This window comes from Modestobacter sp. URMC 112, from assembly GCF_053502575.1.
Window position 1 is genome coordinate 4219008 of the sequence record NZ_CP199957.1, and the last position, 13307, is coordinate 4232314.

General features: G+C 74.7%; 11 protein-coding genes. 3 read left to right on the forward strand and 8 right to left on the reverse strand.

From position 1 onward, the window contains the following. Positions 1-71 precede the first annotated feature (71 nt). From ACWIX6_RS20075 to ACWIX6_RS20090, 4 genes are all read right to left on the reverse strand, one after another. Positions 72-944, reverse strand: coding sequence for a TatD family hydrolase (locus tag ACWIX6_RS20075; RefSeq protein ID WP_448614202.1), 873 nt, complete (start codon positions 942-944; stop codon positions 72-74). Then, positions 941-2761, reverse strand: a complete 1821-nt coding sequence (gene metG, locus ACWIX6_RS20080; RefSeq protein WP_448614203.1) for a methionine--tRNA ligase — start codon at positions 2759-2761, stop codon at positions 941-943. The genes ACWIX6_RS20075 and metG overlap by 4 nt, the downstream gene beginning before the upstream one ends. Positions 2762-2815: 54 nt before the next feature. After that, complete coding sequence (locus ACWIX6_RS20085; RefSeq protein WP_448614204.1) at positions 2816-3472, reverse strand: hypothetical protein; 657 nt, start codon at positions 3470-3472, stop codon at positions 2816-2818. Between the two features lie 108 nt (positions 3473-3580). Beyond that, positions 3581-5086: an amino acid permease gene (locus ACWIX6_RS20090; RefSeq protein ID WP_448614205.1), complete on the reverse strand. Its 1506-nt coding sequence runs from the start codon at positions 5084-5086 to the stop codon at positions 3581-3583. A 154-nt stretch (positions 5087-5240) separates the two neighbouring features. Between ACWIX6_RS20090 and ACWIX6_RS20095 the strand changes: the two genes are divergently transcribed. Continuing rightward, on the forward strand, positions 5241-6365 hold the full coding sequence (locus ACWIX6_RS20095; RefSeq protein ID WP_448614206.1) for a magnesium and cobalt transport protein CorA: 1125 nt from the start codon (positions 5241-5243) through the stop codon (positions 6363-6365). A gap of 131 nt (positions 6366-6496) precedes the next feature. Further along, positions 6497-7372 (forward strand): endonuclease domain-containing protein, encoded by an 876-nt coding sequence (locus ACWIX6_RS20100; protein ID WP_448614207.1) that lies wholly within the window; start codon positions 6497-6499, stop codon positions 7370-7372. A 58-nt stretch (positions 7373-7430) separates the two neighbouring features. Here the strand turns inward: ACWIX6_RS20100 and rsmI are convergent, their stop codons facing one another. After that, positions 7431-8279 (reverse strand): 16S rRNA (cytidine(1402)-2'-O)-methyltransferase, encoded by an 849-nt coding sequence (gene rsmI, locus ACWIX6_RS20105; protein WP_448614208.1) that lies wholly within the window; start codon positions 8277-8279, stop codon positions 7431-7433. 103 nt (positions 8280-8382) lie between these two features. Between rsmI and ACWIX6_RS20110 the strand changes: the two genes are divergently transcribed. Next, entirely contained in the window at positions 8383-9909 is a 1527-nt protein-coding gene (locus ACWIX6_RS20110) for a dolichyl-phosphate-mannose--protein mannosyltransferase (protein ID WP_448614209.1), read from the forward strand. Between the two features lie 185 nt (positions 9910-10094). Here ACWIX6_RS20110 and ACWIX6_RS20115 read toward each other — a convergent pair whose 3' ends face one another. The 3 genes from ACWIX6_RS20115 to ACWIX6_RS20125 form a co-directional block, all read right to left on the reverse strand. Beyond that, complete coding sequence (locus ACWIX6_RS20115; protein ID WP_448614210.1) at positions 10095-10289, reverse strand: hypothetical protein; 195 nt, start codon at positions 10287-10289, stop codon at positions 10095-10097. Between the two features lie 158 nt (positions 10290-10447). Further along, the gene (locus ACWIX6_RS20120; RefSeq protein ID WP_448614211.1) at positions 10448-12142 is read right to left on the reverse strand and encodes a diguanylate cyclase; all 1695 of its coding nucleotides are present in this window, start codon (positions 12140-12142) and stop codon (positions 10448-10450) included. Continuing rightward, positions 12139-13140, reverse strand: coding sequence for a hypothetical protein (locus tag ACWIX6_RS20125; protein ID WP_448614212.1), 1002 nt, complete (start codon positions 13138-13140; stop codon positions 12139-12141). The genes ACWIX6_RS20120 and ACWIX6_RS20125 overlap by 4 nt, the downstream gene beginning before the upstream one ends. Between the last annotated feature and the right edge of the window lie 167 nt (positions 13141-13307).

The window sequence follows — 13307 nt, forward strand, 5'->3', positions numbered from 1 at the left end:
GAGGCGTGGGGGTGTTGGCCCCGTCCCGAGGCTCGGCCCGAGCGTGCGAGGGCTGAGGAGGACGGGGTCCTTCAGCTTTTCCAGGGACCGAAGACGCGCTCCGCGGTGGCGGTCAGGGCTGCGCAGAGCTGGTCCAGCGGCGTGCCGGTGACGTCGGCCAGGGCGCGGACGGTGTGCGGGACCAGCCGGGAGGAGTTCGGCCGGCCGCGGAGCGGCACCGGGGTCAGGAACGGCGCGTCGGTCTCCACCAGCAGCTGCTCGAGCGGGGTGAGGGCGGCCGCCTCGCGGAGCCGGCCGGCGCTGCTGAACGTCAGCGTGCCGGCGAAGGACAGCACGAAGCCGCGCTCGACGCAGGCCCGCGCGAACCCGGCGTCCCCGGAGAAGCAGTGGAGGACGGTGTGCTCGGGGGCGCCCTCGTCGTCCAGCACGCGCAGGATCTCCTCGTGCGCGTCCCGGTCGTGGACCACCAGCGCCGTCCCGTGCCGCTTCGCGATCCCGATGTGCGCCCGGAACGAGGCCTCCTGCGCCGCCCACCCCTCCGGGCCGGTGCGGTAGCGGTCCAGGCCGGTCTCCCCCACCGCCCGCACCCGGGGCAACGCCGCCAGGGCGTCGATGTCGGCCAGCGCCTCGTCGGTCGCCGCGCCGACGCCGGCCTCGTTCGGGTGCAGCGCGACCGCGGCCAGCACGGCCGGATGCCGGGCGGCCAGCTCCGCCGACCAGCGCGAGGACCCGACGTCCACCCCCACCTGGACCAGCCGCGGCACCCCGACGGCGACCGCGGCCGCGACCGCCTCGTCGACCTCGGCGTCGGTGGGCTGCCGGTCCTCGCCGCCGACGGCGATGTCGAGGTGCATGTGGCTGTCCACCGCTGGGGCGGGCAGCGGCTCCGGGGACGGCGGCGGGTCGCCCCGCCGGTTGGCTCGGGAGGCCGCCGACCTGCTCACGCCGCGCCGTCCCCCGTGGACTTCCCGCCCTCGGCCAGCCGGGCGAGCTCCTCGTCGACCACCGACGGGTCGAGCTTGGTGAACACCGGCTTGGGCGGGGCCAGCGGCGTGCCGGGGGCGGCCAGCGGCGTGGAGCCCCACACCGCCTGCGCTTGCTCGTACGGACCGGTGATGACCGGGTACGGCGAGCCGTCGTCGAGGTCGGTGACCTCCTGGACCGTGGGCAGCGCGGACCAGACGCCCGTGCCGCCCAGCAGCTCGTGCACCTGCTGCGAGGAGTGCGGGAGGAACGGGGTCAGCAGCGCGTTGCAGTCCTTGATCGCCTGCAGGGCGGTGTGCAGGACGGTGTCCCGGCGGGCCGGGTCCTCCTTGAGCTTCCACGGCGCCTGGTCCGACAGGTACTTGTTGGCCTCCCCCACCACCCGCATCGCCTCGGTGGCCGCGGCCTTCTGCCGGTTGCGGGCCAGCAGGTCCCCGATCGGTCCGAAGGCCCCCGACGTGGTGGCCAGCAGTGCCCGGTCGGCGTCGGTCAGCTCACCGGGCGTCGGGACGGCGCCGACGTTCTTGGCCGCCATGGACACCGAGCGGTTGACCAGGTTCCCCCACCCGGCGACCAGCTCGTCGTTGTTCCGCCGGAGGAACTCCGCCCAGGTGAAGTCGGTGTCCTGGGTCTCCGGCCCGGCGACGGCGATGAAGTAGCGCAGCGCGTCGGCGTCGTAGCGGGCGAGGAAGTCGCGGACGTAGATGACCACCTGCCGGGAGGAGGAGAACTTCCGCCCCTCCATGGTCAGGAACTCGCTCGACACGACCTCGGTGGGCAGGTTGAGCCGGCCGTAGGAGCCCGGCGTCCCGCCCTTGTCGCCCTCGCCGTTGTAGCCGAGCAGCTGGGCCGGCCAGATCTCGGCGTGGAAGACGATGTTGTCCTTGCCCATGAAGTAGTAGGCGTCGGAGTCCGGCGACTGCCACCACGCACGCCATGCCTCCGGGTCGCCGGACCGGCGGGCCCACTCGATGGACGCCGACAGGTAGCCGACCACGGCGTCGAACCAGACGTAGATCCGCTTGTCCGGCCGGTCCCGCCAGCCCTCCAGCGGCACCGGCACACCCCAGTCGATGTCGCGGGTGTAGCTGCGCGGCTTGAGGTCCTCGAGCAGGTTGACGCTGAAGTTGAGGACGTTGGGCCGCCAGCTCTTGCGGGTGCCCAGCCAGTCGCCGAGCGCGCGGGTGAACGCCGGCAGGTCCAGGAAGTAGTGCTCCTCCTCGACGAACTTCGGGGTCTCGCCGTTGATCCGGCTGACCGGGTTGATCAGGTCGACCGGGTCCAGCTGGTTGCCGCAGTTGTCGCACTGGTCGCCGCGGGCGCCGTCGTAGCCGCAGATCGGGCAGGTGCCCTCGATGTAGCGGTCGGGCAGCGTGCGCCCGGTGGACGGGCTGATCGCGCCCAGGGTGGTCTGCGGGAAGACGTAGCCGTTCCTCAGCAGCCCGAGGAAGATCTCCTGGCTCACCGCGGCGTGGTTGGCCGTCGTCGTCCTGGTGAACAGGTCGTAGCTCATCCCGAGGCCGGCCAGGTCGTCGACGATCACCCGGTTGTTCCGGTCGGCGATCTCCCGGGGGGTCACGCCCTCGGCGTCGGCGGCGACGGTGATCGGCGTCCCGTGCTCGTCGGTGCCGCTGACCATCAGCACCTGGTCGCCGGCCATCCGGTGGTACCGGCTGAAGACGTCGGAGGGGACGCCGAAGCCCGAGACGTGGCCGATGTGCCGCGGCCCGTTGGCGTAGGGCCAGGCGACGGCGGTCAGGATGTGTCTGTCACTCACGTCCCGACTCTAGTGAGCGGCGTCCAGCCGGTTCCGCGCGGCGGCCCGGGGACCTCAGGGTGCGGTGCCGACGGACGCGGGGTCGGCGACGGTCGCCGGTCCGGCCGGTGGGCCGACCAGTGCCACGGTGGTCAGGGCCAGGCCGATGACGCCGAGCGTGACGCCGCGGACCACCCGCTGCCGGGGCGGCAGCGCGGGACGGCGCGCCCGCGGCCGGGGACCCGCGGCCAGCCACTCGGTGGCCGGGAGGGAGAAGGCCAGCAGCAGCTTGGTCATCGGGACGCCGAGACCGAGCAGGGTCAGTGCGGGCAGCGGCAGGGCGCCCAGCGGCCCCACGACCACCGTCCCCACCCCGCCGACGCCGAGCAGCCCGGCTCCGGTCACCGCGAGCAGCAGGCCCACCTCCGCCGCGGAGACGGACACGAGCAGCAGGCGGCCGGCGCCGTCGGCCAGGTTGGCGCCGCCGCCCGCGCACAGCACGACCCAGGTCGCGAGCACCAGCAGGACGAGCGCGACGACAGCTCCGTCGGGACGCACCCGGGCGGCGAGGACGCCGTCCAGGCCGGTGAGCCCGAGGGCCAGCAGCGCGAGGGACTCGGCCACCGCCAGCAGCGCGACCGCGACCACCGGCAGCGGCACCGGCCCCCGCGCCGGGACGGGCGGGGCCGGGCGGACGACGGGGGTCGCGTCGGGCGCGGTGGTGCTGGGCACGGGGACTCCCTGACCGGGGACGGGCTGTCTCCAGTCAGGTCGGCCGTGTCAGGGGCCGGCCGGAGGCCCGCGGCCGGGATCCACCCGTCCGGGTGACCCCCGGTCGGGTCAGGTCCCGCCGGGGGCCCGCCCGGCGGCCGCGCGCTCGGCGGCGCCGCGGACGGAGAACCGGGACCTGCGCCGGCCGTAGACGAAGTAGAGGACGACGCCCAGCAGCATCCAGGCGATGAACCGCAACCAGGTCTCGACCGGCAGGTTGAGCATCAGGTAGATGCTCGCCAGTGCCGAGAGCACCGGCAGGAGCGGCACCAGCGGGACCCGGAAGGCCCGCGGCAGCTCGGGCCGGGTGCGGCGCAGGACGATGACGGCGATCGACACGAGCACGAAGGCGAACAGCGTGCCGATGTTGACCAGCTCGGCCAGCGTGCTCAGCGGCACCAGGCCGGCCAGCACCGCGACGAAGATGCCGGTGATGATGGTGATCTTGTACGGCGTCCCGTACGTCGGGTGGACGGTGCCCAGCTTCGGCGGCAGCAGGTGGTCACGGCTCATCGCGAACAGCACCCGGGACTGGCCGAGCATCAGGATCATCACCACGGAGGTCAGCCCCGCCAGAGCGCCGACGGAGATGGCACCGGACAGGAAGGGCAGCCCGACGCTCCGGAAGGCGTCGGCCAGCGGCGCCGCCTCCGACAGCTCGGTGTACGGCTGCATGCCCACCACGACCAGCGACACGGCCACGTAGAGCACGGTGCAGATGACCAGCGACCCGATGATGCCGCGGGGCAGGTCTCGCGAGGGGTTCTTCGTCTCCTCCGCGGCGGTGGCGACGATGTCGAAGCCGATGAAGGCGAAGAAGACGATGGCGGCGCCGGCGAGGATGCCGCCGACCCCGAAGGTGCTGGGGGCGAACCCGAACAGGGTCTGGATGAGCGGCGCGGTGAGCCCGCTGCCGGTCGGGGTCGGCTGCGCCGGCGGCACGAAGGGCGTGTAGTTCTGCGCCTTGACGAAGAAGAGGCCGACCGCGATGACCAGCAGCACGATGGCGACCTTGATCGCGACGATGACGGAGGTCACCCGCGAGGACAGCTTGATGCCGAACATCAGCACCGCGGTCATCACCGCGACGATGAGGATCGCCGGGATGTTGAACCTCGCGGTCTCGCCCGCGATCGACGTGGGCAGCGGGATCCCCAGGTCACCGAGCAGCTGGTTGAGGTAGCCGGACCAGCCGACCGCCACCGTGGCGGCGCCGAGCGCGAGTTCCAGGACGAGGTCCCAGCCGATGATCCAGGCGACGAACTCGCCCAGGGTGGCGTAGGAGAACGTGTAGGCCGAGCCCGCGACCGGCACGGTCGAGGCGAACTCGGCGTAGCAGATGGCCGCCAGGCCGCAGACCACACCGGCGATCACGAAGGAGATGGCCACCGCCGGGCCGGCGGCGGTCTTGGCGACCACACCGGTCAGCACGAAGATGCCGGTGCCGATGATCACCCCGACCCCGAAGACGGTCAGGTCCAGGCCGGAGAGGTTCTTCTTGAGCTGGTGCTCGGGCTCCTCGGTGTCGCGGATCGACTCCTCGACGCTCTTCACCCGCGCCCTGTTGTCGGCCACGCCGTCCCCCTCCCGGGTCGGCGCGGGACGCCGGCCGGATCGTGATCGTCTGCTGCGGGGAGCGTGCCACGCACGGCCACCGGCCGCATGCCTACGCTGCCCGGTGCCGACCGCCCGCCCGGCGGCGGCCCAGCAGCACGACCGAGGAGGTCCGGTGAGCGAGAACGACCGCCCGCACGACCCGCCGACCGGGACCTCCACGCGACCGCCGCCGACCGGGCTGTCCCCGACCGTGCGCCCACGCCCGGCCGGCGCCCCCCGCAACCGGACGGCCACCCAGGCGGCCGCCGACCCGGTGGTGGACTGCGCCGTGTACGTCCGGGGTGAACGGCAGGACGTCGACCCGTCCGAGGCGCTGCGGGTGGCCCGCGAGCTCGGCGGGTTCGTCTGGCTGGGGCTGTACGAGCCGACCGAGGAGGCGCTGACCGCGATCGGGGCGCACTACGGCCTGCACCCGCTGGCCGTCGAGGACGCCGTCTACGCCCACCAGCGACCCAAGCTGGAGCGCTTCGACGACGACGCGCTGTTCATGGTGCTGAAGACGGCGCAGTACGTGGAGCACGAGGAGCTCACCAGCACCAGCGAGGTGGTCATCCCCGGCGAGGTCATGGTCTTCCTGGGCCCCGACCACGTCATCACCGTCCGGCACGGATCGCACGGGTCGCTGGGCCGGCTGCGCCGCCAGCTGGAGGACCAGCCGGACCTGCTCTGCCACGGCCCGGCCGCGGTGCTCTACGCCGTGGCCGACCAGGTGGTCGACGACTTCGTGGAGGTGGCCCAGGCCGTCGAGGACGACGTCGAGGAGGTCGAGGCCTCGGTGTTCAGCCCGGCCCGCACCGACGACAGCGCGCGCATCTACCAGCTCAAGCGGGAGCTGATGCAGCTGCGCCGGGCGGTCGGGCCGCTGGAGCTGCCGCTGTCCACGCTGGCCGAGCGGCCGCTGGCGGTGGTGCCCGACGCGATGCGCACCTACTTCCGGGACGTGCAGGACCACGCGCTGCGCACCCGCGACCAGGTCACCGGCCTCGACGAGCTGCTCACCTCGATCCTGCAGTCCTCGCTGGCCCGCACCTCGCTGGCCGACAACGAGGACATGCGCAAGATCAGCGCGTGGGCCGGGATCATCGCCGTCCCGACCGCCATCGCCGGCGTCTACGGGATGAACTTCGAGCACATGCCGGAGCTGCACTGGCGCTTCGGCTACCCGATGGCGCTGCTGGCGATGCTGACCGCCTGCTTCCTGCTGTACCGCGGCTTCAAGCGCAGCGGCTGGCTCTGACCCCTCTCCGCCCGCAGCGAGTGCGCGGCCATCGGGGTCTGCTCCGTCGGTGAGACCCCGATCTGCGCGCAGTCGAGGCCGGCTGTGGACGACGCGAGCGGTGGAGTGACCGGTTCGGGCACCGTTCCCCGGTGCCTGTCGCCGCGGCCGTGCCCCCACAGCTCCGCCATCGGGTGTTCCGCGGCTCGGTGGCGGTCCGCCGTGGCCTCCTCACGCCGGACCAACTGCGCGGCCGGACCTGGCGAGCGCTCTTCCGCGACGTGTACGTGCACCGGGACCTCCCCGTCACGCATGCGCTCCGGGCCCGGGCCGCCGCCGGGGTCCTGCTGCCCGGTTCCGTGGTCACCGGCGCCAGCGCCGCCGTCCTGTGGGGCGTGGAGCTCGCCACCGCCGACGATCCGGTGCAGCTGACCGTCCCCGCCGGCGCGGCCCAGGTCCGGGTGACCGGGACGACGGTGCGCCGGGCACGTCTCCCCCCGCCCTGGGTGATCCGCCGGCGGGACGTCCCCGTGACGACGCCCGAGGCGACCACCGTGGGCCTGGCCGCCGCCCTGCCCGGCGACGACGGCGTGGTGGCCGTCGACCGGATGGTCGCCTCCGGGATGGTCGACCTCGACCCGGTCCGGCAGCTGGCCACGCAGCTCACCGGCCGGGGCACCCGGCGGGCGCGGGACGCCTGCGCACTCGCCGACGGCCTGGCGGAGTCGCCGCAGGAGACCCGGCTCCGCCTGGCCATCGGACGCAGCGGTCTGCCGGCGCCGGTCGCGCAGTTCACGGTCCGGGAGGGCGGCCGGTTCGTGGCCCGGGTGGACTTCGGCTGGCCGGCCCAGCGGGTGGCGCTCGAGTACGACGGGCTGTGGCACGCCGAGCCGGGCCAGTTCGCCCGCGACCGGGAGCGCCTCAACCGGCTCACCGCGGCGGGCTGGCGGGTCGTCTTCGTGACCGCCGCCGACCTGCACCATCCGGGCCCGATGATCGCCCGGATCGCCACCGCGTTGGCCATGTGACGACCACTGCGCGCTCGTGGGGGTCTCGGTCCGCCGCGAGACCCCGACGGGTGCGCGCTCAGGAGCCCTTGGCGGCGACCACGGCGTCGTAGACGGCCCGGCGGGGCAGCCCGGTCCGGCCGACGACGGCGCGGATGGCGTCCTTGCGGGTGGCCCCGGCAGCCTCCTCGGCGGCCACCTCCGCGGCCAGCTCCGCCGGGGACAGCGACACCGGCCCGGCGACGGCGCCCGCGACGACCAGCGTGATCTCCCCCCGCACGCCCTCGGCGGCCCAGGACGCCAGCGCCGACAGCGGCCCCCGCCGGACCTCCTCGTGGGTCTTGGTCAGCTCCCGGCAGACGGCGGCCGGCCGGTCGTCGCCGAACGCCGCGGCGGCGTCGGCGAGGGCGTCGGCCAGCCGGTGCGGCGACTCGTAGAAGACCATCGTGCGCGGCTCGGCGGCCAGCGCCGCCAGCGCGGCCCGCCGCTCGCCGCCCTTGCGCGGCAGGAAGCCCTCGAAGCAGAACCGGTCGCAGGGCAGCCCGGACACGGCCAGCGCGGTGACGACGGCGGAGGGGCCGGGCACCGAGGTCACCACGACGCCGGCCTCCACGGCGGCGCGGACCAGGGTGTAGCCGGGGTCGGACACCGAGGGCATGCCGGCGTCGGTGAGCAGCAGCACCGTGGCGCCGTCCCGCATCGCGGCCACCAGACCGGGCAGCCGGGACTGCTCGACCGACTCGTGGAAGCTGACCAGCCGGCCGGTGAAGGTCACGCCCAGGTCCGCGGCGAGCCGGTGCAGCCGCCGGGTGTCCTCCACCGCCAGGACGTCGGCGGTGGCCAGCACCTCGCGCAGCCGGGGGCCGACGTCCCCGGGCTGACCGAGGGGCGCGCCACCCAGCACCAGCCGCCCCGCACCGTCGCTCACCCGCCGAGCCTGTCACGCCGGCTGCCCCCGGCCCGGCTGCAGGGGCCCGGCGCGAGCCCGCGAGTGCCGGGGGGCAGCCGGGTCCTTGTCTACCCTGGCGCGCATGGCGGTGCTGACCCCGGAACGGGCGGAGTCGACGCCGGAGGCACCCCGTCCGGCCGCGCGCCGCCGCCGGCCGCCGCTGCCCCGCCGGCAGGGCACTCCCCCGCTGCCCGACGACCGCCGGCTGGCCGCGGTGCTCACCGTCGCGCTGGGGCTGGCGACCTTCGTCTCCCGGGTCTGGGACATCGGCTACCCCGACCAGCTGGTCTTCGACGAGGCCTACTACCCGCCCGAGGCGCAGGAGCTGCTCCGCTGGGGCTCGGAGTACAACCGCGGCTACACGTTCATCGTCCACCCGCCGCTGGGCAAGTGGCTGATCGCCGGCGGCATCGCGCTGTTCGGGTACGACCCGCTGGGCTGGCGGCTGCCCGCCGCGGTCGCCGGCACCGTCGCCGTCGTCGTGCTCACCCGGCTGGCCCGGCGGCTGACCGGGTCGACGCTGCTCGGGCTGGTCGCCGGCCTGCTGCTCGCCGTGGACGGGCTGTCGTTCAGCCTGTCCCGGATCGGCCTGCTGGACGTCTTCGTGCAGGTCTTCGTGGTCACCGGTGTGGCCTGCCTGGTGGTCGACCGGGACACGGTGCGCCGGCGGGTCCGGGAGGCCGCCGACCGGGTGCCGGCGGCCGGCTTCGCGCTCGGGCCCCGCGGCTGGCGGATCGCGGCCGGCGTGCTGTTCGGCTGCGCCTGCGCGGTGAAGTGGAGCGGAATCTGGTTCCTCGCCGCGTTCGCCGTCCTGTCGCTGTTCTGGGACCGGGCCGCGTGGCGGGCGGCCGGGGTGCCGGGCCCCACGCGGGTGACGGTCCGGCGCGGGCTGCCGGGCGCGCTGTGGGCGCTCGCCGTCGTCCCGGTGCTGACCTACCTGGCCTCCTTCACCGGGTGGTTCCTCGACGAGACCGCCCAGGGCCGGCACTGGGCCGACCAGCACCCCGACACCGCCTTCGACGTCGTCCCCGGCGCGCTGCGCTCGCTGTGGCACATGCACGGTGAGTGGCTGACGTTCCACAGCGGCCTGTCCTCGCCGCACCCGTGGGAGTCCGGGCCGTGGTCGTGGCTGGTCAACGGGCGGCCGGTGCTGCTGTGGAACCCGCAGGGGCTCACCGACGCGGCCGGGGACCAGGTGGTCCGGTACGTCCTCATGCTCGGGACGCCGACGCTCTGGTACGCGTTCGTCCCCGCGCTCATCTGGCTGGGCTGGCGCATCGCCGCGCGGCGCGACCCCGCGGCGCTGACCGTGGCGGTGGCGGTGGCCGCGGGCTGGCTGACCTGGTTCATCAACCTGGACCGGACGATGTTCTTCTTCTACATGGCGCCGGTGACGCCGTTCTTCGTGCTGGCGGTGACGCTGCTGCTGCAGGACGTGCTCGGCCCGCCCCGGGCGGACGACGTCCGGCGCCGGCTGGGGCTGGGCGCGGTGTGCCTGTACCTGGCGGTGGTCGTGCTGACGTTCGCCTACTTCTACCCGGTGCTCAGCGGGCAGCCGCTGAGCCGGGCGGACTGGCTGGCGCGGATGTGGTTCCCCTCCTGGTTCTGACGGTCCCGGCGCTCAGCAGGCCGGTGTGACCGGAGCACACGCAGCGGTGGCGGCTGATGTCCGGGTGCCGACACGCGGGGCAGTGCACGACCCCGCGTGTGGGTCGCCGTGGTCGACGACGACGGCGTGGGCGCGGTCACGCCGGTACCGGTGGCACCGCCGGAGGTGACCACCGACGCCGGGGACTACCGGTGGCAGTGCCGGCGGCACGAAAGGTGCTGGCGACCGGGGTCGAGCAGGTGCAGACGGCGGACGGGCCCGTGGGTCGCGAGCTGGTCGGCGGACGGCATGTCGCCGGGCGTGACGGTGGTGGCGGCGAACGCGGCGAACGCGGCGGAGGTCGGCGGGATCGCCGCCGTCAACGCGACCGGGAGCAGCACGGACAGCCGGACGGCGCCCGCACCGCGGAAAAGGCGCCGGGGTACCGCGAGGGGCCCCCGCGGGATGCCGAGGCCCTCGACGAGCTGTTGGCGCGCCCCGCCGCGGCCTCGAGCCCGGTCCGGCTCGAGCCGGTCAGGAGCTCCCCGGCGCGTGGTGCTCAGCGCCCGGCGGGCGCCTGCACGTGCACCCCGGGGAGCAGGTCCGGCCCGGCTGACGCGTGCCGACTCCCCGGCCCACCGTCGGCCGGGACCGCGCTGTCGACGGCGACGCCGGTGACCGGACCCTCCAGGCCCGCGATCCTCGCCTGGTCGCGTCCCCCCTCCTTTGACGCGTACAGGGCCTTGTCGGCGGCGGCCAGGAGCTCGGCCCCGGTGAGCCCGGCGTGCGGACGGCAGGCGATGCCCAGGCTGGCGGTCACCGCCCGTGGTCCGTCGATCCGGCTCAGCGCCTCGCGGACCCGCTGGGCGATCCCGACGGCGTCCCCGGCCTCGGTCCCGGGCAGGACGAGGGCGAACTCCTCACCGCCGTACCGAGCGACGATGTCGCCCTGCCGGATGGACGAGCGCAGCGCAGCGCCCACCGCTCGCAGCACGTCGTCGCCGGCCAGGTGCCCGTAGGTGTCGTTGAGGCTCTTGAAGTGGTCCAGGTCGATGATGACCACCGAGAGCGGCTCGCCGGCGCGGGTTGCGATGGCCAGCTCCCGGTCCAGCGCAGCATCGAACGCCCGCCGGTTCGCCACCCCGGTCAACCCGTCGGTGAGGGCACTGGCCTGCAGGTGCTCCAGCAGCGTCACACGGGCGAACGCGGTCGCCGCATGGGCCACGGCCTGCTCCGCGACGCTGACCCGGCGCTGCTCGATCCGCGACCCGGTGCGCGCGTCGTCGGCGAAGGTGAGCACCCCGCCACCCTGCCCGTCGAGCCCGAACGGGACGGCGACGACGCGACCCGCGCCCTCCAGCACCTCGTCGACCCACGGGTCCGGGCCGCGCATGGCAGCGAGGACCGTGCTGCCGTGGCGGGTCGCCTCGACCAGGAGGGAGCCCGGATCCGGCGCGCCGACGCTGCGCAGCAGCTCCGCCTCGTCGTCCCGGCGCTTGCGGACCGCCAGGTCCATCTCCGGCACGCCCTTCCCCCCGGGCACGTGGCAGTGGACGGCGGCGATCGGGGTGTCGGCAGCGTCGACGGTGAAGTCCAGCAGCGCCTCCGCGACCAGAGTGGTGGTGTCCGCCTCGTGCAGAGCGGCGGCCAGGCGGCGCAGGGCCGCCTCGTCGTAGCGGCGCCGGCGCAGCTCCCGCTCGTTGACCGCGCCCAGCCCCGCCGTCGTCACCGCGGTCACCCAGACCGCGGCCAGGAAGATGCTGTACGTGAGCTTGTCGAAGCCGTCGACCCCGCCGTTCGCGGGCAGCAGGCCGGTGGTCACGCCCTCCAGCGCGCACATCACGACGAGGGAGTGCCACAGCGCGAGCTTCAGCCCGCTGCGGAAGGAGCCCAGCAGGGTGACGGCGAGCACGTGCAGCACGATGAGGTACACGACCGGACCGGTGATGCCCCCTGTGAGGTACAGCGCCCACCCGAGGTGGACAGCGTCCAGGATCACCGGCAGCGTGATGGCCGCGACCGCCCAGCGGCGACCACGGGCCGACAGCCGGTGCAGCAGCAGCCCCGTCGCCAGCAGTGCGGCGCCGGGGACGACGAGCAGGTACGGCGAGGTCGCCTCCGGGGTCCGGGTCACGAGCCAGGCCGCGAGCGGCAGGAGGACCACGCCGATCCGGACGGCGAGCAGCCACCGGAGCCGGTCGGCCAGGGGGAGGATGTCCAAGGAGCCCTGGGGCGAGCTGGGCGTTTGGCTCATGTCGTCGCCGTCCTCGGCATCTCGGGGAAGTCTCGGAAGTCGTTCAGGTCGGTGCGCACGGGTGCCAGCGCCAGCTTGGGGTCGCGGTGATCCAGCCGGCCCTGCACGGCCAGGAACCCGACCACCACCGCGACCAGCGCCAGGGGGAACTGCCCGTCGTTGACGACGGCGATCGCGGTCTCCCCGACGGCGGCCACCACCTCCTCGACGGTCGCGGGGAAGGCCTTCAGCAGCGGCGCCTGCACCACGTCGCCGGTCCGGGGCGGCCCGCCGGTCGGCCGGACCGCGGGGGCGGGGTTGTCGACCGGGATGGAGGGGAGGGGCGTCGGATCGGTGGGGAGCGCTGGCTGGGGCCGCGTAGGCGTCGGCGTCGGCGTCGGGGGGGCAGCGACTGGTGCCGGCGGGAGCGCGATCGGCTCGGGCGCGGGCTCGCCGGCCGGATCGGTCGGGAGGACCGGCTCCGGGACAGGAGCAGGCACGGGTTCGGGGACCGGGTCCGGTTCCGGCATGACCGGCTCGACGTCCAGTGCCCAGACGAAGGCCGCCGCGGCGCCGAGGCCCTGCGCCCGCGGGTCGTCCAGGACGGTCACGGTGAAGCGGTACACGGTGCTGGGGAGCTCCCCCGGCTGCCAGCCGGTCGGGATTCCGGCCGCCGGCGTCCGGGGCAGCTGGGCGAGCGTCCCGTCCCAGACCTGCCCCCCGCTGAACGTCGCACAGCTCGCCGGGTCGGTCAGCGTGCCGCGCTCGACGGAGACCTGCAGGTACGGGGCGAGGGCGTCCTGCGTCACCTCGGCGCTGAGCGTCACCTCGCTGAACGACTGCGCGGAGCCGGACACGCTGAGGGCCACGCAGGCGGTCTCCACGTAGCCGGGGTGCAGGCGGGTGGCGGTGAACAGAGCGGCGCCGTTGCGGTCATCGACGAGGCTGACGGCGCTGGTGCCGGCCGCGGCGGGACGGAGGTCGGTCGGCAGCCAGCCGCCGGCAAGGGTGGTGAGCACAGCGGCGCCGATGCACCAGGCAGCCGCGCGGCTGCCCCGGCGGGGCGGTCCGACCGGCGCTGGGCCCACCGCGGCCTCCCCTCCTCCGCGGGGACACCCCGCGAGCCGTCCGCCGGGACGGCGGCACTCCTCCCCGATGTCATCGGCCCGGCGGGGCGGATGTTGAG

What these genes read in the sequence shown, in the direction of transcription:
- ACWIX6_RS20110 (WP_448614209.1), top strand. Translation starts at nt 8,383, where the DNA reads ATGGCGGTGCTGACCCCGGAACGGGCGGAGTCGACGCCGGAGGCACCC.
- ACWIX6_RS20120 (WP_448614211.1), bottom strand. Translation starts at nt 12,142, where the DNA reads ATGAGCCAAACGCCCAGCTCGCCCCAGGGCTCCTTGGACATCCTCCCC.